Annotated in this window: 18 protein-coding genes; 7 read left to right on the top strand and 11 right to left on the bottom strand. The window is 62.7% G+C overall.

Going from position 1 to position 23483, the window contains the following annotated elements:
- Nucleotides 1-29 precede the first annotated feature (29 nt).
- A complete protein-coding gene (locus APH25_RS12725) occupies nt 30-752 on the top strand; it encodes a glycerophosphodiester phosphodiesterase (RefSeq protein WP_060482183.1) in 723 nt (240 codons plus the stop codon).
- A 42-nt stretch (nt 753-794) separates the two neighbouring features.
- On the opposite strand, the gene sthA is transcribed toward APH25_RS12725, so the two are convergent.
- Nucleotides 795-2189 carry a Si-specific NAD(P)(+) transhydrogenase gene (gene sthA, locus APH25_RS12720; RefSeq protein WP_060482182.1) on the bottom strand — a complete coding sequence of 465 codons (1395 nt, stop codon included), beginning with the start codon at nt 2187-2189 and terminating at the stop codon, nt 795-797.
- Between the two features lie 380 nt (nt 2190-2569).
- On the bottom strand, nt 2570-4033 hold the full coding sequence (locus APH25_RS12715; protein WP_033727928.1) for a glyceraldehyde-3-phosphate dehydrogenase: 1464 nt from the start codon (nt 4031-4033) through the stop codon (nt 2570-2572).
- 167 nt (nt 4034-4200) lie between these two features.
- Here APH25_RS12715 and mfd point away from each other — a divergent pair, with 167 nt between their 5' ends.
- From mfd to APH25_RS24960, 3 genes are read left to right on the top strand one after another with little or no spacing between them, the layout of a single operon-like run.
- On the top strand, nt 4201-7650 hold the full coding sequence (gene mfd, locus APH25_RS12710) for a transcription-repair coupling factor (RefSeq protein WP_028632480.1): 3450 nt from the start codon (nt 4201-4203) through the stop codon (nt 7648-7650).
- 9 nt (nt 7651-7659) lie between these two features.
- A complete protein-coding gene (locus tag APH25_RS12705) occupies nt 7660-8232 on the top strand; it encodes a peptidoglycan binding protein CsiV (RefSeq protein WP_060482181.1) in 573 nt (190 codons plus the stop codon).
- A 3-nt stretch (nt 8233-8235) separates the two neighbouring features.
- Complete coding sequence (locus APH25_RS24960) at nt 8236-11553, top strand: DEAD/DEAH box helicase (RefSeq protein ID WP_082428291.1); 3318 nt, start codon at nt 8236-8238, stop codon at nt 11551-11553.
- Nucleotides 11554-11589: 36 nt separating this feature from the next.
- Here the strand turns inward: APH25_RS24960 and nagZ are convergent, their stop codons facing one another.
- Nucleotides 11590-12588 (bottom strand): beta-N-acetylhexosaminidase, encoded by a 999-nt coding sequence (gene nagZ / locus APH25_RS12695; protein ID WP_174435877.1) that lies wholly within the window; start codon nt 12586-12588, stop codon nt 11590-11592.
- A gap of 70 nt (nt 12589-12658) precedes the next feature.
- A complete protein-coding gene (locus tag APH25_RS12690; protein ID WP_060482180.1) occupies nt 12659-13372 on the bottom strand; it encodes a TetR/AcrR family transcriptional regulator in 714 nt (237 codons plus the stop codon).
- Nucleotides 13373-13624: 252 nt separating this feature from the next.
- On the opposite strand from APH25_RS12690, the gene lexA reads away from it, so the two are divergent.
- Together lexA and sulA are read left to right on the top strand one after the other, a co-directional pair.
- Entirely contained in the window at nt 13625-14233 is a 609-nt protein-coding gene (lexA, locus tag APH25_RS12685) for a transcriptional repressor LexA (RefSeq protein WP_028632476.1), read from the top strand.
- Nucleotides 14234-14246: 13 nt separating this feature from the next.
- Nucleotides 14247-14723: an SOS-induced cell division inhibitor SulA gene (sulA, locus tag APH25_RS12680; RefSeq protein ID WP_028632475.1), complete on the top strand. Its 477-nt coding sequence runs from the start codon at nt 14247-14249 to the stop codon at nt 14721-14723.
- 48 nt (nt 14724-14771) lie between these two features.
- On the opposite strand, the gene APH25_RS12675 is transcribed toward sulA, so the two are convergent.
- From APH25_RS12675 to APH25_RS12645, 7 genes are all read right to left on the bottom strand, one after another.
- Nucleotides 14772-15005 carry a hypothetical protein gene (locus APH25_RS12675; protein WP_028632474.1) on the bottom strand — a complete coding sequence of 78 codons (234 nt, stop codon included), beginning with the start codon at nt 15003-15005 and terminating at the stop codon, nt 14772-14774.
- Nucleotides 15006-15055: 50 nt separating this feature from the next.
- On the bottom strand, nt 15056-15571 hold the full coding sequence (locus tag APH25_RS12670; RefSeq protein ID WP_060482179.1) for a DUF6586 family protein: 516 nt from the start codon (nt 15569-15571) through the stop codon (nt 15056-15058).
- A gap of 92 nt (nt 15572-15663) precedes the next feature.
- On the bottom strand, nt 15664-18276 hold the full coding sequence (topA, locus tag APH25_RS12665; RefSeq protein WP_028632472.1) for a type I DNA topoisomerase: 2613 nt from the start codon (nt 18274-18276) through the stop codon (nt 15664-15666).
- 100 nt (nt 18277-18376) lie between these two features.
- Complete coding sequence (locus APH25_RS12660) at nt 18377-18628, bottom strand: DUF1653 domain-containing protein (RefSeq protein WP_028632471.1); 252 nt, start codon at nt 18626-18628, stop codon at nt 18377-18379.
- Between the two features lie 77 nt (nt 18629-18705).
- Complete coding sequence (gene fadA / locus APH25_RS12655; RefSeq protein WP_028632470.1) at nt 18706-19881, bottom strand: acetyl-CoA C-acyltransferase FadA; 1176 nt, start codon at nt 19879-19881, stop codon at nt 18706-18708.
- Nucleotides 19882-19912: 31 nt separating this feature from the next.
- On the bottom strand, nt 19913-22060 hold the full coding sequence (gene fadB, locus APH25_RS12650; RefSeq protein ID WP_060482178.1) for a fatty acid oxidation complex subunit alpha FadB: 2148 nt from the start codon (nt 22058-22060) through the stop codon (nt 19913-19915).
- A gap of 412 nt (nt 22061-22472) precedes the next feature.
- Nucleotides 22473-22910 (bottom strand): hypothetical protein, encoded by a 438-nt coding sequence (locus tag APH25_RS12645; protein ID WP_060482177.1) that lies wholly within the window; start codon nt 22908-22910, stop codon nt 22473-22475.
- 110 nt (nt 22911-23020) lie between these two features.
- Here APH25_RS12645 and APH25_RS12640 point away from each other — a divergent pair, with 110 nt between their 5' ends.
- The gene (locus tag APH25_RS12640; protein WP_028632467.1) at nt 23021-23461 is read left to right on the top strand and encodes a universal stress protein; all 441 of its coding nucleotides are present in this window, start codon (nt 23021-23023) and stop codon (nt 23459-23461) included.
- The last annotated feature ends 22 nt before the right edge of the window (nt 23462-23483 follow it).

Here is a 23483-nt window from a genome sequence, read left to right as displayed (position 1 = left end):
CCTTTTCTCTCTGATTTGAAGGAACGAACGTGACCCTGATCTACGGCCATCGCGGCGCCAAGGGCGAAGCACCCGAGAACACCCTCAACAGTTTCCGCCAGTGCCTGTCTCACGGCGTGATGCGCTGCGAGCTGGACCTGCACCTGTCGGCAGACAACCAGCTCATGGTCATCCACGACCCGAGCCTCAAACGCACCACAGGCAAACGCGGCAAGGTGGTCGAGCACCCGGCGGCAGACCTGGTCAAGATCGACGCACGCAGCGGTGGCCCGGGCTGGGTGCAGCCCTGCCCTATTCCGCGGCTCGATGAGTTGTTCGAGAAGTGCCCGTTCGAGCACTGGCAGCTGGAAGTGAAAAGCGCCTCGCGCACCCGCGCCGCCACCACGGTTCTGGCCATTCGCGAGCTGGCACAGCAATACGGCCTGCTGGACAAGGTGACCATCACGTCAAGTTCACGTGAAGTACTGGGCGCCGCCCAGGAACTGGTGCCGGACGTGCAGCGCGGCCTGGTGGCCGAGTACGCCTGGCTGGACCCGCTGAAAGTGGCGCAGAACTACGGCTGCCAGATGCTGGCGCTGAACTGGACACTGTGCACCCCCGAGCGCCTGCTCAAAGCGCAGGGCCAGGGTTTGCACGTGTCGGTGTGGACGGTCAACGAACCCGCGCTGATGCGAAGGCTCGCCGACTTCGGCGTGGACAGCCTGATTACAGACTTTCCCGGTTTGGCCAGGACCACCCTCGGGCAGGGTTGAATTCGGTCTCTCCGACCGGCTCAGGCCACCGGTCGGAGCCGCTCAAAAAAGCCGGTTCAGGCCGTCGTACGCCGCTACCCGATAGGCCTCGGCCATGGTCGGGTAGTTGAACGTGGTGTTGACGAAGTACTTCAGGTTGTTCAGTTCGCCAGGCTGGTTCATCACCGCCTGCCCGATGTGCACAATCTCCGAAGCCTGGTAGCCGAAGCAGTGCACGCCCAGCACTTGCAGGGTTTCCCGGTGGAACAGGATTTTCAGCATGCCCTGGGGCTCACCGGCGATCTGCGCCCGCGCCATGCTCTTGAAGAACGCCTTGCCCACCTCGTACGGCACCTTGGCCTGGGTGAGTTCCTGCTCGTTCTTGCCGATGGAGCTGATCTCGGGAATGGTGTAGATGCCGGTGGGCACATCGTTTACGAAGCGCCAGCTACCGTTGTCGACGATGCTGCCAGCGGCAGAACGGCCCTGGTCGTGGGCAGCACTGGCCAGGCTCGGCCAGCCGATCACGTCGCCCGCGCCATAGATGTTCGACACGCTGGTGCGGTAGGCCTCGTCCACTTCGATCTGGCCGCGGCTGTTGACCTTGATGCCGATGTTCTCCAGGCCCAGCTTGTCGGTGTTGCCGGTACGGCCATTGCACCACAGCAAGGCATCGGCCTTGATCTTCTTGCCCGACTTCAGGTGCAGGATCACACCGTTGTCCAGCCCTTCCACGCGCTCGTAATCTTCGTTATGGCGCACGGTGATGTTGTTGTTGCTGAAGTGGTAACTCAGCGCCTGGGAAATTTCCGAATCCAGGAAGCTGAGCAACTGCCCCCGGTTGTCCACCAGCTCCACCAGCACGCCCAGGCCGCTGAAGATGGAGGCATATTCGCAACCGATCACACCGGCCCCGTATACGATCAATTTGCGCGGGGTGTGGCTGAGGCTGAGGATGGTGTCGCTGTCATACACCCGCGGGTGGTTGAAGTCGATATCGGCAGGGCGATAGGGGCGCGAGCCGGTGGCGATGATGATGTGCTTGGCGTTGAGTTTTTCAACTACACCGTTGGGGCACACCACCTCGATGGTTTGTTCGTCAGCGAAGCTGCCCGTGCCGAAGAACAGGTCGACGCGGTTGCGCGCATAGTAGCCGGTGCGCGAAGCCACCTGCTTGGCGATGACCTTTTCGGCGCTTTTCAGCACATCAGGGAACGAGAACCAGCGCGGCTCACCGATGGCGCGGAACATGGTGTTGGTGTTGAACTGCATGATCTGCCGCACTGAGTGGCGCAGTGCCTTGGACGGAATGGTACCCAGGTGAGTGCAGTTACCCCCGACCTGGCGACGGCTGTCCACCATCGCCACCTTGCGCCCTGCTTTGGCGGCGTTCATCGCCGCACCCTCACCGGCCGGGCCGGAACCCAGCACCACTACGTCGTAGTTGTAGACAGCCATGCGTACTCCTTCAGAACTGGCCCGCAAACCACGGTCGCTTGCGGGGCGCGATCATGTCGCCAGGGCGCCATGAGAAAATTCGGGTGCAGTCTAATCAAGCGTGAACGCCGCGCACATTAACCCTTGGTCGCGTCGTAGGCCAATTTTACCCGCACTACATAGGGTCACCGATTCCCTGGCGTTGATCATCCCTGCTGGTGCTTTCATTCGCCTTTCGACGCCTGCCGAATGCGGGGCAGTCACCCAGCCACTGCACAAAAACGTCGGCCATTCTCCGTCAAATGCCGGATGGAGTCACCCGGGCACTCACTTGGCCGCCGCCGGCCAGAACGAAAACGGGAACCCGAAGGTTCCCGTCTGCTCATGGCCTTGCAGGCGTATCAGTGCGGGAATGCTGGCGGGTTGACCCCGGCCATTTCTTCCATCACACGCACCACCTGGCAGCTGTAGCCAAACTCGTTGTCGTACCACACGTACAGCACGACACGGTTGTCGTTGCAGATGGTGGCCTCGGCGTCTACCACACCGGCGTGACGCGAACCGACGAAGTCGGTGGACACCACTTCCTGCGAGCTGACGTAGTCGATCTGCTTGTGCAGCTCCGAGTGCATGGCAGTCTGGCGCAGGTACTCGTTGATTTCTTCGCGGGTGGTGGCCTTGTCCAGGTTCAGGTTCAGGATGGCCATGGACACGTTCGGCGTCGGCACGCGAATGGCGTTGCCGGTCAGCTTGCCCTTGAGCACTGGCAAGGCCTTGGCGGCAGCGGTGGCAGCACCGGTTTCGGTGATGACCATGTTCAGCGGCGCGGCACGGCCACGACGGCTGCCTTTGTGGAAGTTGTCGATCAGGTTCTGGTCGTTGGTGAACGAGTGAACGGTTTCGACGTGACCATTGATGATGCCGTACTGGTCGTTGACAGCCTTGAGCACCGGCACGATGGCGTTGGTGGTGCAGGAGGCAGCCGAGATGATCTTGTCATCGGCAGCGATGTCACCGTGGTTGATACCGTGCACGATGTTCTTCAGCGCGCCCTTGCCAGGTGCGGTAAGGATCACGCGGCCAGCACCCGGGCAGGCCAGGTGCTGGCCCAGGCCGTCAGCATCGCGCCATACGCCGGTGTTGTCGACGATCAGTGCGTTCTCGATGCCGTACTGGGTGTAGTCGACTTCGCTCGGGCTCTTGGCGTAGATGATCTGGATCAGGTTGCCGTTGGCGGTGAGGGTGTTGTTGGCTTCATCGATGGTGATGGTGCCGTCGAACGGGCCGTGCACCGAGTCGCGACGCAGCAGGCTGGCGCGCTTGACCAGGTCGTTTTCAGCACCTTTGCGCACGACGATGGCACGCAGGCGCAAGCCGTCGCCACCACCGGTTTTTTCGATCAGGATGCGTGCCAGCAGGCGGCCGATGCGACCGAAGCCATACAGCACCACGTCGGTGCCCTTGCGCGCAGCAGCGTTCTGCTGGCCAACCACTTCGGCCAGTTCTTCGCGGACGAACTGCTCGGCCGTACGGCCATTGCCTTCCTGCTTGAACTTGTTGGCCAGCTTGCCAAGGTCGACCGAAGCGGCGCCCAGCTTCAGCTCGCTCATGGCCTTGAGCAGGGGGAATGTCTCGTGAACAGACAGTTCGGTTTCGTCGGTTTGGCGATGACGCGCAAAGCGGTGCGCCTTGAGGATCGAGATAACCGAACGGTTGATCAGGCTACGGCCATAAATCGAGCTCACCACATTGTTGTTGCGGTAGAGCTGACCGATAAGCGGGATCATCGCTTCAGCCAGGGCTTCACGATCGATCCACTCACCAAGACACTGGTCGGGCTTCTGAGTCACGGGAACCTTCCACATGTAGGGACAGAAAAAAGGGGCTACATTATGACGCCCCGATGCGTAACCGGCAATGAGCGCCTGTCGCGGTGACGCAGGCCAGCAATCATGCCCATCCAAGCCTGACAGCCGGCACGGTCACCGGTACAATCGACCTCTTTGCCGCAACGCTTGGAGTGCCATCTCCCGTGTCAGTTCTGCGCCTACCGCAACTGTCGGCCACGGCCGGCAAACAAACCTGGGGCAACCTGCCCGGGGCCGCCCTCAGCCTTGCCATCGCCGAGGCCGCCAGCAGCGCTGGCCGCTTCACCCTGCTGCTGACCGCCGACAGCCAGGCCGCCGACCGCCTCGAGCAAGAGCTGAAGTTCTTCGCCCCCGAGCTGCCGGTGCTGCCGTTTCCCGATTGGGAAACCCTGCCGTACGACCTGTTCTCGCCGCACCAGGACATCATTTCCCAGCGCATCGCCAGCCTGTACCGGCTGCCGGAGCTCAGCCACGGCATCCTGGTGGTTCCCATCACCACCGCCCTGCACCGCCTGGCGCCTACACGGTTTCTGCTGGGCAGCAGCCTGGTGCTGGACGTAGGCCAGACGATCGACGTAGAGCAGATGCGCAGCCGCCTGGAGGCCACGGGCTACCGATGCGTCGACACCGTGTACGAACATGGTGAGTTCGCCGTGCGTGGCGCCCTGATCGACCTGTTCCCCATGGGCAGCAAACTGCCCTACCGCATCGACCTGTTCGATGACGAGATCGAAACGCTGCGCACCTTCGACCCGGAAACCCAGCGCTCCATCGACAAGGTCGACTCGATCCGGCTGCTGCCGGCGCGGGAATTCCCGATGCAGAAGGAAGAAGTGACCCGCTTCAAGGCGCGGTTCCGTGAGCGCTTCGACGTCGACTTCCGCCGCAGCGCTATCTTCCAGGACCTCGCCAGCGGCATCATCCCGGCGGGCATCGAGTACTACCTGCCACTGTTCTTCGAAGAAACCGCCACGCTGTTCGACTACTTGCCCGCCGACACCCAGGTGTTCTCGCTGCCAGGCGTGGAGCAGGCCGCCGAGCACTTCTGGAACGACGTGCGCGGCCGCTATGAAGACCGCCGCGGCGACTTGAGCCGCCCGCTGCTGCCCCCGGCCGAACTGTTCCTGCCGGTAGAAGACTGCTTCGCCCGGCTCAAGCAATGGCCCCGAGTGGTGGTCAGCAGCGAGGACCTGGACGCTGGCGCTGGCCGCGCGCGCTTCGCTGCCCGGGCGCTGCCCAACCTTGCGATCGAAGCCAAGGCCAACCAGCCACTGGCCGAGCTGTCAGCCTTCCTCGACCAGTTCGGCGGCCGCGTGCTGTTCACCGCCGAATCCGCCGGGCGCCGCGAAGTGCTGCTGGAGCTGCTCGAGCGGCTCAAGCTGCGCCCGCACACGGTCGAGGGCTGGGCAGACTTCATCACCGGCAGCGAGCGCCTGGCCATTACCATCGCCCCGTTGGACGAAGGCCTGGTGCTGGACGACCCCGCCATTGCCTTGGTTGCCGAGAGCCCGCTGTTCGGCCAGCGCGTGATGCAGCGCCGGCGCCGTGACAAGCGCGGCGAAACCGCCAACGACGCCGTCATCAAGAACCTGACCGAACTGCGCGAAGGCGCGCCCGTGGTGCACATCGACCACGGTGTTGGCCGTTACCTGGGCCTGGCTACGCTGGAAATCGACGGCCAGGCCGCCGAGTTCCTTACCCTGGAGTATGCCGAGGGCGCCAAGCTGTACGTGCCGGTTGCCAACCTGCACCTCATCGCCCGCTATACCGGCAGCGACGATGCCTTGGCCCCGCTGCACCGGCTGGGCTCCGAAGCCTGGCAAAAAGCCAAGCGCAAGGCCGCCGAACAGGTACGCGACGTAGCCGCCGAACTGCTCGACATCTATGCCCGCCGCGCCGCGCGCAAGGGCTATGCCTTCGCCGACCCGGCCGCCGACTACGCCACCTTCAGTGCCGGCTTCCCGTTCGAGGAAACCCCTGACCAGCAGGCGGCCATCGAAGCGGTGCGCACCGACATGCTGGCGCCCAAGCCCATGGACCGCCTGGTGTGCGGCGACGTGGGCTTCGGCAAGACCGAAGTGGCCATGCGCGCCGCGTTCATCGCGGTGCACAGTGGCCGCCAAGTGGCCGTACTGGTGCCTACCACCTTGCTCGCGCAGCAGCACTACAACAGCTTCCGCGACCGCTTTGCCGACTGGCCGGTGACCGTAGAGGTCATGAGCCGCTTCAAGTCCGCGAAGGAGGTGGCCAGCGCCGCTGCGGACCTGGCCGAGGGCAAGATCGACATCCTCATCGGCACCCACAAGCTGCTGCAGGACGATGTGCGCTTCAAGGACCTGGGCCTGGCCATCATCGACGAAGAGCACCGCTTTGGCGTGCGCCAGAAAGAACAACTGAAGGCGTTGCGTAGCGAGGTCGACATCCTCACCCTCACCGCCACGCCCATTCCGCGCACGCTGAACATGGCAGTGGCCGGCATGCGTGACCTGTCCATCATCGCCACGCCACCGGCACGTCGCCTGTCGGTGCGCACCTTCGTCATGGAGCAGAACAACAGCACGGTGAAGGAAGCGCTGTTGCGCGAACTGCTGCGCGGCGGCCAGGTGTACTACCTGCACAACGATGTAAAAACCATCGAGAAGTGCGCCGCCGACCTGGCAGAGCTGGTGCCTGAGGCGCGCATCGGCATCGGCCACGGCCAGATGCGCGAGCGTGAGCTGGAGCAGGTGATGAGCGACTTCTACCACAAGCGCTTCAACGTGCTGGTGGCCTCGACCATCATCGAAACCGGCATCGACGTGCCCAGCGCCAACACCATCGTCATCGAGCGCGCCGACAAGTTCGGCCTGGCCCAGCTGCACCAGCTGCGTGGCCGGGTAGGCCGCAGCCACCACCAGGCCTACGCCTACTTGCTCACACCCACCCGGCAAAAGGTGAGCGCCGACGCCGAAAAGCGCCTGGAAGCCATCGCCAACACCCAGGACCTGGGGGCCGGCTTCGTGCTGGCCACCAACGACCTGGAAATCCGCGGGGCGGGCGAACTGCTGGGCGAAGGCCAGAGTGGTCAGATCCAGGCGGTGGGCTTCACGCTCTACATGGAAATGCTCGAGCGCGCGGTCAAGGCCATCCGCAAGGGCACCCAGCCCAACCTCGAGCAGCCACTGGGCGGCGGCCCGGAGATCAACCTGCGCCTGCCGGCGCTGATCCCGGAAGACTACCTGCCGGACGTGCATGCGCGGCTGATCCTGTACAAGCGCATCGCCTCGGCCGCCGACGAAGAAGGCCTCAAAGACCTGCAGGTGGAGATGATCGACCGCTTCGGCCTGCTGCCGGAGCCGACCAAGAACCTGATGCGCCTGACGGCGCTCAAGCTGCAGGCAGAAAAGCTCGGCATCAAGAAGGTCGACGCCGGCCCCAACGGCGGCAAGCTCGAATTCGAGGCCGAAACCCCGGTCGACCCATTGACCCTGATCAAGCTGATCCAGGGCCAACCCAAACGCTACAAGTTCGAGGGTGCTACCCAGTTCCGCTTCATGGTCCCGATGGAACGGCCCGACGAACGCTTCAACACCCTGGAGGCGCTGTTCGAGCGCCTGACACCACAGCCTGCTTAAGGAAGACCCATGCGTGCCATCCGTTGCCTGACCCTGCTGCTGGCGGCTTTTGCCCCCAGCGCATTCGCCCAGGGCCTGTACCAGGTAGAAATGATACTGGTACGGCAAAACAACGTGCCCGCCTTCACCAGCCCGTTCGCGCCTGAAAACTGGAGTGCCGGTGCCCCACGCCTTGGCAAGGACGCCGAACAGCGCCCTGCCCTTGAAGATGAAGCCACCCGCCTGGAGGCCACGGCAGACTACACCGTGCTGATGCACCGGGCCTGGCAGCAGCAGGTGGGCGATGGGCCAAGCCGTATTGCCTTGGGTGAGGGCAACGAGCAGTTCGGCCACTTCCCTATCGAAGGCAACCTCAGCATTGGCCAAGGCCGCTTCATCACGGTGGAGGCCAACCTATGGGTCAACCAGCTCGACGGCAATGGCAGCGTGTTGCAAAGCGAGCAGTTCAGGCAGGCCAACAGCAACGTCAAGGGCGGCCAACTCACCTTCCTCGACGGCGGCCACTTGGCCTTGCTGCTGAAAGTAACGCCGCCGGGCACGCCCAAAATGCCGCCCATGGACCCGGAATTGCTGGAGCAGTAAGCCATGGCAAGAGATGCGTTCGAATGCTTGAGCGACAACCCGAACTGGGTCAAATGCTTCGACCGTGGCGCTTTGCAGCGGGGCGAGAAATACGCCGAAGAAGGTAGGGTCGAACTGGAGGCCGTAGACACACAGCTGATTTCCGCCACGTGCGAGGGAAGCCGCGGGCAGCGCTACAGCCAGACGATCTTCGTCACCCTGGAAAACGGGCGGTGCATGATCGACGGGGACTGCACCTGCCCCGTGCAGGTCAACTGCAAACACTGCGCCGCTGTGCTTTTTTCAATCTGTGACCCTTACGCCAGCCTTGCGCCCGCCGCACCCAAAAGCGCGACCCTCTCGCCCGAGCTTCAGCACTGGCTGACCGGCCTGGAGCAGGCACCCCGCAAAACCGAAGAAGGCAAGGACAAACGCGGGCGCATGGTGTGCTACGAACTCAGGCTCGAGAACGACGACAGCTGCTCGTTGATGGTGCGCAAAGGCACACGCACGGCCGATGGCATCCGTTACAGCCGTGTGCAGTCACTTTACGATTACCTGTATCAGCCGCCGAACTTCGTCACCGAGGACGACATCCGCATCCTGCGGCTGCTTTCGGCACTGAACCAGGGCGGCGGCCAGGATCGCGGCTACCGGCTGAGGGGTCACGAAGGCGGCGAGCTGTTCCAGCGCGCCCTTGATACCGGGCGCCTGCTGTACCTACCAGAGCTGCCGCTGCTGCGCCAGGGGCCTGCGCTCAAGGCCGAGTTTCGCTGGGTACGGCTGGACAGCGGTGCCTATCGCGGCACCTGGGTGAGCGAAGGGGGGCAGATGCTGTGTGTCATCCCCCTGGTACCACTCTACTACCTCGATATCGACACAAAAGAAGTCGGCACGGTCGAGCACACCCTGAACCCGCACACGGCCATGCAACTGACCGTCGCCCCTGTGGTGCCTGAGCACCTGGTCGTCCCTCTCAGCCATAAACTCAACGCGCTCAGCCATCAGGTGCCCACCCCGGCGCCCGTACAGGAGCAACTGATCGACGACATCCCGCCCACGCCCCACCTCACCCTGGGGAGTGTCGAGTTCACCGCCTACATGCCCAAGACCGGCCGCATGCAGCGGCAGTTGCAGCACCGCGCCGCACTGGCCTTCGAGTACGATGGTTTGCGGGCGAGTGGCAATGACGACAAGCCCCTGACCCGCCTGGTGGGCAGCACCAGCCAACGCATCCGCCGCCAGCCCGAAGCTGAGCAACGGTTGCGCAAAGCGCTGCGCGACATGGGCTTCAAGGTGGCAACGCGGCAGAGCAAGGCACTGCCTGACAGCGCGGGTGAAATGTTCCAACTCGCCGACGACGAAGCATGGCTGAAGTTCGCGCGCGAAGGCGCAGGGCAGCTGCGTGATGCGGGCTGGCAAATAGATATGCACCGCGACTTTGCCTTCAACCTGCAGGAGGTGGATGACTGGTACGCGTCCATCGATGAAGCGCCAGGCCATGAATGGTTCGACCTTCAACTGGGCATCGTGGTCGAAGGGCAGCGCCACAGCCTGCTACCCATCGTGCTGCAACTGCTGCGCAGCAGCCCCGAACTGCTACGCCCCAGCGAACTGGCCAAACGCAACGATGACGAACACCTGCTGATTGACCTGAACCGCGGGCGGCTGGACAGCCCTGCCCTGCGCGTCGCCCTGCCCTATGGCCGGGTCAAGGCGGTCATGGCGACCCTGGGCGGGCTGTACCTCGGTGAACACGAGGCCGGCCCCGCCGTACGCCTGGACCGTGCCGATGCCGCGCGGCTGAACGAAGTCGATGGGCTGCCCCTGCACTGGGAAGGCGGCGCGCATGTCCGCGACCTGGGCCGCCGCCTGCGAGATGCCCGCGACCTGCAGGTGCCACCACCCACAGGGCTACAGGCCAGCCTGCGCCCCTATCAGCAGCAAGGCCTGAACTGGTTGCAGGCGCTGCGCGAGATGGGCACGGGCGGCATCCTGGGCGATGACATGGGGCTGGGCAAAACCCTGCAGGCCTTGGCGCACCTGCTGCTGGAAAAAGAAGCCGGCAGGCTCGGCTCGCCGGCCCTGGTGGTGATGCCCACCAGCCTTGTACCCAACTGGCTGGACGAGGCCCAGCGCTTCGCCCCCGAACTGCGCGTGCTGGCCCTGCAGGGCCCTTCGCGCAACAAGCACTTTGCAAACCTGCACGAATACGACCTGGTGTTGACCACCTATGCACTGGTGCCCCGCGACCTGGGCTATTTGCAGGATCAACCCTGGCACGTGCTGATCCTGGACGAAGCGCAGAACATCAAGAGCAGCACCAGCAAGGCTGCGCAAGCGGTGTGCGAGCTCAAGGCCAACCAGCGCGTATGCCTGACGGGCACGCCGATGGAAAACAACCTGGGCGAGCTGTGGTCGATCTTTCACTTCCTGATGCCCGGCTGGCTGGGCGACCTGAAGCGGTTCAACCAGGACTACCGCAACCCGATCGAGCGTCAAGGCGACAGTGAGCGGCTGGCCCACCTGGTGGCCCGTATCCGCCCGTTTCTGCTGCGCCGTACCAAGGAACAGGTCGCAACCGAGCTGCCAGCCAAGACCGAGATGGTGCACTGGGTCGAGCTCAGCGACGCCCAGCGCGACACCTACGAGGCGGTACGGGTGGCGATGGACAAAAAGGTTCGCGACGAAATTGCCCGCAGTGGCGCGGCGCGCAGCCAGATCGTCATCCTGGATGCGCTGCTCAAGCTGCGCCAGGTGTGCTGCGACCTGCGCCTGGTCAAGGGTGTGGAGACCCGCGGCAACCAGGCCGACAAGGGCAAGCTGGGGGCATTGATGGAGATGCTCGCCGAGTTGCTGGGTGAAGGGCGGCGGGTGTTGCTGTTCTCCCAGTTCACCTCGATGCTGGCCCTGATCGAGCAGGAACTGCAAAAGCATCACATACGTTACAGCCTGCTCACAGGGGATACCCGTGACAGGCGCACACCGGTGCAACAGTTTCAGGAGGGTCACAGCGAGGTATTTCTGATCAGCCTGAAGGCAGGCGGCGTGGGGCTGAACCTGACCGCTGCCGACACCGTGATCCACTTCGACCCCTGGTGGAACCCGGCCAGCGAGAGCCAGGCCACCGACCGCGCCTACCGCATTGGCCAGGACAAGCCGGTGTTCGTGTTCAAGCTGATTACCCGCGGCACCGTCGAGGAGAAGATCCAGCTGCTGCAACAAGACAAGGCAGCGTTGGCCGCCAACTTGCTCGACGGCGGGCAGGCCGGGCAATGGCGCCTGGGGGATGAGGAAATCGAAGCCCTGTTTGCACCACTGCCGGGTAAACGCGGCCGCTAACGGGTACGGAACCATGCCGACCCCGCGGCTGCGGGGTCAGTCGATCAACTGCGCCTCGCGCAACGCCCCCAACGCCTCGAGCCAGCGCGGTTGCTGGCGGTAATCCGTGCAGGCAAAGCCCTGGCCGCGCATGCGTGCGATGCGTGGCGAGGGCTTCACCTGCATACGCTGTGCTGCGCTCAACGCCAGCTCCGCTGCAGCCCGGTCATTGCACACCAGGCCCATGTCGCAGCCGGCGGTAAGAGCCGCCTCGATTCGGCTGGCGGCGTCACCCACCACATGCGCCCCGGCCATGGATAGGTCGTCACTGAAGATCACACCGTCGAAGCCCAGCTCGCCGCGCAGGATGTCCTGCAGCCAGCGCCGGGAAAAGCCAGCCGGGCGGTCGTCGACCTGCGGGTAGATGACATGCGCCGGCATCACCGCCGCCAGCTGCCCACTGAGGCGGCTGAAGGGAATCAGGTCGGCCTGGCGCAATTGCGCCAAACTGCGCTCGTCGGTCGGGATGGCCACATGGGAGTCGGCTTCAGCCCAGCCGTGGCCAGGGAAGTGTTTGCCGCAGGCAGCCATGCCCGCCGCATTCATGCCCCGGATGAACGCGGCAGCCAGATCGGTAGCGCGCTGCGGGTCACCCTCGAAGGCTCGGCTGCCCACCACGGCGCTGCGCTGGTGGTCAAGGTCGAGCACTGGGGCAAAGCTCAGGTCCAGGCCAACCGCCAGCACTTCGGTAGCCATCACCCAGCCGCATTGCTCGGCGAGGTACAGGGCATTGCCGTTGTCCGCCAATGCCCGCATGGCCGGCAGCCGTACGAACCCCTGGCGCAGACGCTGGACGCGGCCGCCTTCCTGATCCACTGCCAGCACCAGATCAGGGCGGATGGCGCGAATGGAGGCGCACAGCTCACGCACCTGGCGCGGGCTGTCGATGTTGCGGGCAAAGATGATCAACCCCGCCACTTCGGGTTGACGCAGCAGGTGGCGGTCTTCGGCGGTCAGCCATTGGCCGGCGATATCCACCATCAGGGAGCCTTGCAGACTGACGGTCATGGGTAATCCTTGAATTGAGACGGGGTGGCGCGCGCCGCAGCCTCGCGGCGTGGCGGCATCAAGCCTTGGCGCTGGAAACCACGGGGGCGGCCTTGGTGCGCGGGCGCAACTGGGCACTGGCCATGGCCGGGTCGGTGACACCGGTGTCGGCACGCATGCCGGCCGCCAGGAAAGGTACCATGAGGCGCATCACCTGTTCGATGGAGGTGTTGATGCCGAAATCGGTTTCGGCAATAGCCCGCAGCGCCTTGATACCCGACATGCTGAAGGCAGCAGCGCCGAGCATGAAGTGCACGCGCCAGAACAGCTCCAGCGGCGGGATGCGCGGCGCAGCCTCGTTGACCAGCAGCATATAGCGGCGGAACACCTTGCCATACATGTCTTCGAGGTAGCGGCGCAGGTGCCCCTGGCTCTGGCTGAAGGCCAGGCCCAGCAGGCGCATGAAGATCGACAGGTCATTGTTGCTGCGCGGCTGCACCACCAGTGCCTGCTCAACCAGCATTTCCAGCAGCTCTTCGAGGGTAGGCTTGGGTTCCGGCTTGGCTTGACGGCGTTCGAGCTCGCGCTCCAGGCTGGCGCAGAACGGCCCCAGGAACCGCGAGAACACGGCCTGGATCAGGGCTTTCTTGGAGCCGAAATGGTAATTTACGGCAGCCAGGTTGACCCCGGCCTTGCTGGTAATCAGACGCAACGAGGTTTCGGCGAACCCTCTTTCCGCGAACAGCTGCTCGGCAGCATCGAGAATGCGTTCAACGGTTTCCGATTGGGCCATGGTTACTCCGCGCGCTCCGCCAGACAAACAGGTGTTTGAAACATACGTTTCAGCCCTGCGTCTGTCAAGGCTCCGTGACCGGCCAGTCCCATCTGCTTCCTACCCGTTCTGAGCTGCCCTGCCGGCCCTTGCCGGTGATGCTTATTACTTGCCACTAGCAGCTTGCAACTTGCAGCTTGAGGCTAGAAGCTTGCAGCCACCCCAATACTGTATATAATCCCAGTCACTGTACAAAAAGACAGAGCGCTGATCATGTTGAAACTGACGCCACGCCAAGCCGAAATCCTCGCGTTCATCAAGCGTTGCCTTGAGGACAACGGTTTCCCGCCGACCCGCGCCGAGATTGCACAGGAGCTCGGGTTCAAGTCCCCCAACGCTGCAGAAGAACATCTCAAGGCACTCGCCCGCAAAGGCGCCATCGAGATGACCCCTGGTGCATCGCGCGGCATCCGCATCCCGGGCCTTGAAGCCAAGGCCGAGGAAGCCGGGCTGCCGATCATCGGTCGGGTGGCAGCGGGTGCCCCCATTCTGGCCGAGCAGCACATCGAGCAATCGTGCAACATCAGCCCTGCCTTCTTCCACCCCCAGGCCGACTACCTGTTGCGCGTCCACGGCATGAGCATGAAGGACGTCGGTATTCTAGATGGCGACCTGCTGGCCGTGCACACCTGCCGCGAAGCCCGTAACGGGCAGATCGTCGTGGCCCGCATCGGCGACGAAGTGACCGTCAAGCGGTTCAAGCGCGAAGGCAACAAGGTCTGGCTGCTCGCCGAAAACCCAGAATTCGCCCCCATCGAAGTCAACCTGAAAGAACAGGAACTGGTGATCGAGGGCTTGAGCGTCGGCGTCATTCGCCGCTGATCCAGGAGGCGTCATGCAGCAGATCATTCACGCACACGAGCAAGTCCAGTTGCCCCTGTTCGAAGCATTCCTCGCGCAGCCTGTATTGCCTGGGCTGAAAGCCAGCGAACTGAGTCGCCAGAGCAGCGCGCCCGACCTGTTCAGCGAGTTGTCGCTGCACGGCGCACCCAGCCACTGCCAGACCTTGTTGGCACCGGTACTGCGCGAACTGAGCGAAGAGGACGAGGCCCGCTGGCTCACCCTGATCGCCCCGCCGTCCAGCCTGACCCAGGCGTGGCTACGGGATGCCGGCCTCAACCGTGAGCGCATCCTGCTGCTGCACCCTCGCGGCAACAAGAGCCCGTTGCAACTGACCTGCGAAGCGCTGCGCCTGGGGCGCAGCCATACCGTGGTCAGCTGGCTGGGCAACGTCAACGCAACTGCACGCCAGCAGTTGGTCCGCGCTGCCAGCGCGGGTAATGCACAAAGCCTGAACATCCGCTTTGGCTGATGTTCAGGCTTTGCCTGCGACCACATAGAACGTTACGCGTGACGCACCTCAATGCAGTACGCGCGGCCCTTCTTCCCGCTCAAGCTCGCCATCCATAAGCCGCCCGGCCATTTGCACGCCAACGCTGAGCATGGCCTTGGCCACCTCCACATGCTGACCCTGCAGAAACACCTTGGCATCCTCCGAGAAATCCAAGGTTACCAATGAGCCCTCATCCTCGGCGCGACGCAGTTCGATGCGGCCATCAGGCAACTCGACAATTTCCAGAAAAGACGTAGACATAAACGGCGGTTCTCCACGAAAGGCCAGCATTGTACCAGCGCTGGCTGGACTCAGCACTCACTCAACGCGTCGCGAAAACGCCTGACGAGCGCTTTGAGGTTAGAGCGCCAGCTTTCCAACTCATCCCTCGACAGTGGTTCGGTGGCCGGCTCATCCAGGCTTACAGCCTGGATCAGCGGCTGAGTGACGTCAGTTTTTGGCGCCTTGCGTGCGACGGGCGGCCGGAACAGGTCGGCGTAAGCCCCCAGCATTTGCGCCAGCCAGGTCTCCCGCTGGCGGGCAAGCTCCAGCAGTTCTGCAACCTCTGGGATGGCAAGGCCATTAAGCGCATCATCCGCCAAGGCTTGCTCCACACTGGCAGCAACTGGAAGACGGTAGAAAGCACTGACCTCATGACACAGCCCTAGCAATGCGCCATACAGGTGAAACAGCGCGGCTTCACGTTCTGCCTGGGCCAGGCCCTGCGCGTTCATGGCCTGGCTTTGTTCCGCCTTGGCCATGGATTCAAGCGCAAGCCCGGCAAAAAACAGTTTCTGGTTGGTACGGGTGTAGACTTCCTGGGCCATTTCTATGCCCTCCCATCAGGCTGCATGGCGAATTAGACGGCTCATGAATGACGAGGGCCGCATAGCGGCCCCAATACAACACACGCTGTTGCTCAGCGCTTGTCTTCGACCTTCCAGGCGTTGCCATCGTAGAACGCCTTCCAGCCAGTCGGCTTGCCGTCGACTTCAGACTGCACGTACTGCTCCTTGGTCTTGCGGCTGTAGCGGATCACCGCCGGGCGGCCGTCCGGGTCCTTGGCAGGCGCATCGCACAGGAAGTGGTACTTGGGGTCGATCTCATGCTTGTGCGGCACAATCTCCAAGACCAACGGCGCACGGGTTTCCCGATTTTTCGGGAACTGGCTGGCAGCCAGGAACAAGCCTGAAGCACCGTCACGCAGCACGTAGGTGTCATCCACCTTTTCGCACTTGAGCTCGGGCATGTCCACCTTGTCCATCTTCGGCGGCGCCGCTTCGCCACTTTTCAGCAGCTTGCGGGTGTTCTTGCAGGCCGGGTTGGTGCAGCCGAAGAACTTGCCGAACCGGCCCGTTTTAAGCTGCATCTCGCTGCCGCACTTGTCGCACTCAAGGCTAGGCCCTTCGTACCCCTTGATGCGGTAGTTACCCTCTTCGATCTCGTAACCCGGGCAGTCAGGGTTGTTGCCGCAAATGTGCAGCTTGTGCTTCTCGTCCAGCAGGTACGCATCCATCGCCGTGGCGCAGATCGGGCAGCGGTGCTTGCCAAGCAGTACCCGCGACTCCGACTCACCCTCGTCGTCGGCGGCAATCTCATCGCCCGGCACCAAGTTGACGGTCGCCTTGCAGCGCTCTTTGGGCGGCAGGCTGTAACCGGAGCAGCCCAGGAACACACCGGTCGAGGCGGTACGAATCATCATCGGCCGGCCGCATTCCTTGCAGGCGATGTTGGTCATGGTCGGCTGATTGGCGCGCATGCCGTCTTCGCTGGACTCGGCAGTCTGCAGCTTCTTGCTGAAGTCGCCGTAGAACTCGTCCAGCACGTTCTTCCAGTCGCGCTCACCCTGGGCCACGTCGTCCAGGTTCTCTTCCATGCCGGCGGTAAAGCCGTAGTCCATGAGGTTGGCGAAGCTCTCCGACAGGCGCTCGGTTACGATGTCGCCCATTTTTTCGGAGTAGAACCGGCGGTTGTGCAACGTCACATAGCCGCGGTCCTGGATGGTGGAAATGATCGCCGCATAGGTTGACGGGCGGCCAATGCCGCGCTTTTCCATTTCCTTGACCAGGCTGGCCTCGGTGAAACGCGCTGGCGGCTTGGTGAAGTGTTGGCTCGGGTCGAGCTGCATCAGCTTCATGGCTTCGCCCTGCACCATCTCTGGCAGCACATCGTCTTCGCCCGGCTTGCTCTGCTGCGGCAGTACCCGGGTATAACCGTCGAACTTCAGAATGCGGCCCTTGGCACGCAATTCGAAGTCACCTGCCGCCACGGTCACGCTGGTGGACAGGTACTGGGCCGGTGGCATCTGGCAGGCCAGGAACTGGCGCCAGATCAGCTCGTACAGGCGCTCGGCATCACGCTCCATGCCACTGAGCTTGGTCGGGTGCGTGTTGACGTCCGAAGGGCGGATAGCCTCGTGGGCCTCCTGCGCGCCTTCCTTGCTGCCATAGACCATGGGCGCTTCAGGCAGGTACTGCTTGCCGAACTCGCGCTCGATGTAGTTGCGTGCCATGTCCAGGGCGTCTACCGACAGGTTGGTGGAGTCGGTACGCATGTACGTGATGTAGCCCGCCTCGTACAAACGCTGGGCCATCATCATGGTCTTCTTCACGCCGAAGCCCAGGCGGTTGCTGGCAGCCTGCTGCAATGTCGAGGTGATGAACGGCGCCGACGGCTTGCTGCTGGTCGGGCGGTCTTCACGCTTGACCACGCTGTAGCTGGACGCCTTGAGTTTGTCCAGTGCCGCCATGGCCTGGGCTTCATTCAGCGGCTTGAAGGCTTCACCGTTCTCACGGGCCACTTCGAAACGCACCTTGGCATTTTTTGCAGTGCCGAGGTCGGCGTGGATTTCCCAGTATTCCTGGGGGATGAACGCACGAATTTCACGCTCACGCTCCACCACCAGCTTCACCGCCACCGACTGCACGCGCCCGGCGGACAAGCCGCGAGCGATCTTGGACCATAGCAATGGCGAGACCATGTAGCCCACCACGCGGTCCAGGAAGCGCCTGGCCTGTTGCGCGTTGACCCGGTCGATATCCAGCTCCCCCGGTTGCGAGAACGCGTCCTGGATGGCTTTTTTGGTGATCTCGTTGAACACCACACGCTTGTAGCGGGTGTCGTCGCCGCCGATGGCTTCGCGCAGGTGCCAGGCAATGGCTTCCCCTTCGCGGTCCAAGTCGGTTGCGAGGTAGATGGTGTCAGCATCCTTGGCCAGGCGACGCAGCTCGTCGATCACCTTCTCTTTGCCGGGAAGGATCTCGTACTTGGCCTTCCAGCCGTGATCCGGGTCGACGCCCATGCGTGCAACCAGCTGACGGCGAGCCTTTTCTTTCGGCGAAAGGGCCGGTGCCTCACCCGCGGCCGCCTTGCCACGCTTGGCGGCGGGCTCTTTGCTGGCGCTGGCCGAACCGCTGGTGGGGAGGTCTCGGATATGGCCGATACTCGACTTCACCACGTACTGGTTGCCCAGGTACTTGTTGATGGTCTTGGCCTTGGCCGGGGATTCCACAATGACCAGCGATTTGCCCATGGATCGGTGTATTCCTGAATCTGAAGATAAAAAACACGTCAGGTGCCAGACGCGGCACCGCTATATATAGTGGCAAAAGTGCGAGGTCAAGTTCGGCTGATCAGCCGTGCGACTTGTCCGACACCCCTGCCAGGCCCTCTTCGGCCTTGACCAAAGCAAAGCGTGGCACCTGTTCGCCGTCAACCTCAACCGACTCACAGAACATTGCAAGGGGGCGCACCCAAAAGCTGTAGTCACCATACAGGCATTGGTAGAAGACCATCCACTCCTCGCTTTCGGAATGTCGCGCAACGCTGAAGACACGGTACTCAGGCCCTTTGTAATGCCGGTACACACCTGGCTGTATCTGCATGCCGCCCACCTCTGGGTCAAAACGGTAGAAAAAACAAAACCGGGGCACAAGGCCCCGGTCGCTGTCAGCTTACGCGTTTAGACGCGTTCGAAGACAGTGGTGATCCCTTGGCCCAGGCCGACGCACATGGTCGCCACCCCCAAGGTACCGCCGTTCTGCTTCATGACATTGAGCAGGGTGCCGGAAATACGTGCCCCCGAGCAACCGAACGGGTGGCCCAAGGCAATGGCGCCGCCGTGCAGGTTAACCTTCTCATCCATCTTGTCGAGCACTTTCAAATCTTTGAGCACTGGCAAGGCCTGCGCAGCGAAGGCTTCGTTGAGCTCGATGAAGTCGATATCGGCCATGGTCAAGCCCGCACGCTTGAGGGCTTTCTGGGTAGAGGGCACTGGCCCGTAGCCCATGATTGCCGGGTCTACGCCGGCCACTGCCATGGCACGGATAACCGCCATCGGCTGGATACCCAAGTCCATCGCACGCTGCCCCGACATCACGATCATGCACGAGGCACCGTCGGTGATCTGCGACGACGTGCCCGCAGTCACGGTCCCCCCCTTAGGGTTGAACGCAGGCTTGAGCGAGGCCAGGCCTTCAAGCGTGGTTTCCGGGCGAATGGTTTCGTCAAAGTCGAACACCTTGAGGAAGCCATTCTCGTCATACCCTTGCATGGGGATGATCTCGTCCTTGAACTTGCCTTCCACCGTGGCCTTGTGGGCCAGCTGATGCGAACGCACGCCGAACAGGTCTTGCTGCTCTCGGGTGATGCCGTGCATCTTGCCGAGCATCTCGGCGGTGAGGCCCATCATCCCCGAGGCCTTGGCGGCGTGCAACGACAGGTGCGGGTTAGGGTCCACGCCATGCATCATGCTCACATGGCCCATGTGCTCGACCCCGCCGATCACGAAGACATCGCCGTTGCCGGTCATGATGGCCTGGGCAGCGGTGTGCAGCGCGCTCATCGACGAACCGCACAGGCGGCTGACCGTCTGCGCAGCCGAGGTGTGCGGGATGGGCGTCATCAGGGACGCCATGCGGGCAATGTTCCAGCCCTGTTCCAGGGTCTGGTTGACGCACCCCCAGATCACGTCTTCCACCTCTTTGGGGTCGACCTTGTCGTTGCGTTCCAGCAGTTTGGTGATCAGGTGCGCCGACATGTCTTCGGCGCGGGTGTTGCGGTGCATGCCACCCTTGGAGCGGCCCATGGGCGTGCGACCGAAGTCGACAATCACCACGTCTCTTGGATTCAGGCTCATATCAAATCTCTCGCTCTAGCTCGTTGACCGCTCAGTTGAAGAAGCGCTGGCCAGTCTTGGCCATTTCACGCAGCTTGGCGGTCGGGTGGTACAGCGGGCCCAGATCGGCGTAGCGATCGGCCAGGGCAACGAATTCGGCCACACCGATGGCGTCGATGTACCGCAGCGCACCACCCCGGAAGGGCGGGAAGCCAATACCGTAAACCAGGCCCATGTCCGCTTCGGCGGCGGTTTCGACGATACCATCCTCCAGGCAGCGCACGGTTTCCAGGCACAGCGGGATCATCATCCAGTTGACGATGTCCTCGTCGGTAACCTCACGCTGTTCGAAGACCACAGGCTTGAGCACGTCGAGCACCGTGGCGTCGGCCACCTTCTTCGGCTTGCCACGCTTGTCGGTTTCGTAGGCGTAGAAGCCCTTACCGTTCTTCTGGCCGAGGCGGTTGGCGTCATAGAGGGCATCCACCGCCGAGCGACGGTCGTCCTTCATGCGGTCCGGGAAGCCCTCGGCCATCACGTCACGGCCGTGGTGGCCAGTGTCGATGCCAACCACGTCCATCAGGTAGGCCGGGCCCATGGGCCAGCCGAATTTCTCCATGACCTTGTCGATGCGTACGAAGTCGACGCCCGCACTGACCAGCTTGGCGAAGCCGCCGAAATACGGGAACAGCACGCGGTTGACCAAGAAGCCCGGGCAGTCATTGACCACAATTGGGTTCTTGCCCATTTTCTTGGCGTACGCCACGGTGGTAGCGACCGCAACGTCACTGGACTTCTCGCCACGGATCACTTCTACCAGCGGCATCATGTGCACAGGGTTGAAGAAGTGCATTCCAACGAAGTTTTCCGGGCGTTTCAGCGCTTTTGCCAGCAGGTTGATGGAGATGGTCGAAGTGTTCGAGGCCAGGATGGCATCGTCACCCACATGCCCCTCTACCTCGGCCAGCACGGCCTGCTTTACTTTGGGGTTCTCGACCACCGCTTCGACCACGATGTCGACATGGCCGAAGTCACCGTAGGACAAAGTAGGGCGAATGGCATTGAGCGCTTCCGCCATCTTGGCTGGGGTCAGGCGGCCCTTCTCCACGCGGTTGCCCAGCAGTTTGGAGGCCTCGTTCAGGCCCAGCTGGATGGCTTCCTCGCGGATATCCTTCATCAGGATAGGCGTGCCTTTTACCGCCGACTGGTAGGCGATGCCGCCCCCCATGATGCCAGCACCGAGCACGGCGGCCTGCTTCACGTCATGGGCGATTTCATCATGGGCCTTGGCCTTGCGCTTGAGCTCCTGGTCGTTCAGGAACAGGCCGATGAGGCTTTCGGCAACCGAGGTCTTGGCGAGCTTGGCAAAGCCTGCTGCCTCCACTTCCAGCGCCTTGTCACGGCCAAAGTTGGCCGCCTTCTGAATGGTCTTGATGGCCTCCACAGGGGCCGGGTAGTTCGGGCCTGCCTGGCCGGCGACGAAGCCCTTGGCGGTTTCGAACGCCATCATCTGCTCGATGGCATTGAGCTTGAGCTTCTCAAGCTTCGGCTGGCGCTTGGCCTTGAAGTCCAGCTCGCCACTGATCGCGCGCTTGATCAGGTCGAGCGCGCCCGCCATCAGCAGTTCAGGGGCCACCACAGCGTCTACGGCACCCACTTTAAGCGCGTCTTCGGCACGGTTTTCCTTGCCGGCGGCGATCCACTCGATGGCGTTGTCCGAACCGATCAGGCGCGGCAGGCGCACGGTACCGCCAAAGCCTGGGTAGATGCCCAGCTTCACTTCAGGCAGGCCGATACGGGCGCTGGTGGACATGACCCGGTAATCGGCGGCCAGGCACATTTCCAGGCCGCCGCCCAGGGCGATACCGTTGATGGCGGCCACGGTGGGTACTTCGAGGTCTTCGAAGGCGTTGAAGATGCGGTTGGCTTCCAGGTTGCCGGCGACCAGTTCGGCCTCGGGCAGCTTGAAGTTGTCGACGAACTCGGTGATGTCGGCGCCGACGATGAACACGTCCTTGCCACTGCTGACGATCACGCCCTTGACCGAGGCGTCGGCCCGGATGGCATCGACGGCTTGGCTAAGCTCGCTCAGGGTAAGGCGGTTGAACTTGTTGACGGACTCACCCTTGAGGTCGAACTTGAGTTCGACGATGCCACTTTCAAGAGCCTTAACCGTGATGGCTTTACCTTCGTAAATCATCAACTGATCTCCACGATATGGAAGCTGAACTGTACACGCCGATCACTGCAGCAAAAGCAGGCTCGCCTGCCCTGCCCCAGGCACACCCGTCAGCGCGCTAGTCGGGGGCATGAATTGGCGCAGTGCCATACAAACGCTCAATTCATACGCCCGTTTGATTTGGGTGTGCACACATTCTCCGAAAAGGTCAGCGTTGTCAAATGCTGCCGAACCAGTCGAAAACGCGACTTTCCGGTCATTTTGTACCGACCTGATACGACCGATGATGACAATGATCGAGGTGCATTCACGTCAGCGATTAACCACACTCAGGCCCGAGGGCTGCATGTGAGTCTGGGTATTACAAACCGGAACAGGCTGATGCCGGTCCGTGTGGGCCGTGGCATCAGTGCAAGTGGGTGGGGGGTGAGGATCAGGCGAGGGTTTCGAGCACGTGAGCAACATCTTGCAATACAGCGGTATCACCGCGTTCGGTCCAGTACAGGGCGATCATTTGCGCGTCCGCCTCGACCTTGTACACGCTGGCAGGCAACCGGGCCAGCGCGTCCAGAAAACGTGGGTCCTCACACGGTTCGCGCCACTGGTTCCACCACAGGCCCGGGCTGACCTGCCAGAAGCTGAAGCTGTCCTGGTGACCACGCCGGCGGGCCCGATGGTATTGCGGACAAGGGCTTGGCGGTTGCCGCTCAAGCCAATGCGGCCACTGCTGCGGCGCCAGTTGCATGGCCAGGCCCATGCGGCGGGCCTCCAGGCGCAGGCGCATCTGCTCGCTCTGCTGGCGCGACGAGCGCAGCCAGGAAAGCGGGCTGAGAATCAGCGCAAGGATTGACACCACCAGCAATACCGTCATATCAGTACTTCCCATAAAACGTTGCAAATGAGCCGGTTAGCCATTTTTCACGGAAGACCCGCCCGAAAGCGACCATACTTCATCTAATGCGATTGTCTGGAGTACAGCTCATGATCTATGAACATCTTCTGGTCGCCGTCGACCTGACTGAAGAATGCGACCCGGTGATCAAGCGCGCCATGGCCCTGGCCGCCCCGTCCAACGCCAAGGTATCCCTGGTGCACATCGTCGAGCCTATGGCCATGGCCTTTGGGGGTGATGTACCCATGGACCTGTCGCAGCTGCAACAACAGCAGTTCGACCAGGCCAAGGAGCGCATGGACCGACTGTTCGCCAAGTACCCGGACATCAACCGCGGCGACTCGCACCTGACCTACGGCCAGCCCCGGCAAGAAATCCACCAACTGGCCAAAGAGCAGCAGTGCGACCTGATCGTGGTTGGCAGCCATGGCCGCCATGGCCTGGCGCTGTTGCTGGGTTCCACTGCCAATGACGTGCTGCACGGCGCGCCGTGCGACGTACTGGCGGTCCGCTTGCTGAAAAAAGACTGACGGGCTGTACGCAGGCCCTGAC

The organism is Pseudomonas sp. NBRC 111119 (assembly GCF_001320125.1).
In the GTDB taxonomy this organism is placed as follows: domain Bacteria; phylum Pseudomonadota; class Gammaproteobacteria; order Pseudomonadales; family Pseudomonadaceae; genus Aquipseudomonas; species Aquipseudomonas parafulva.
This window is presented reverse-complemented; position numbering and strand designations above follow the sequence as displayed.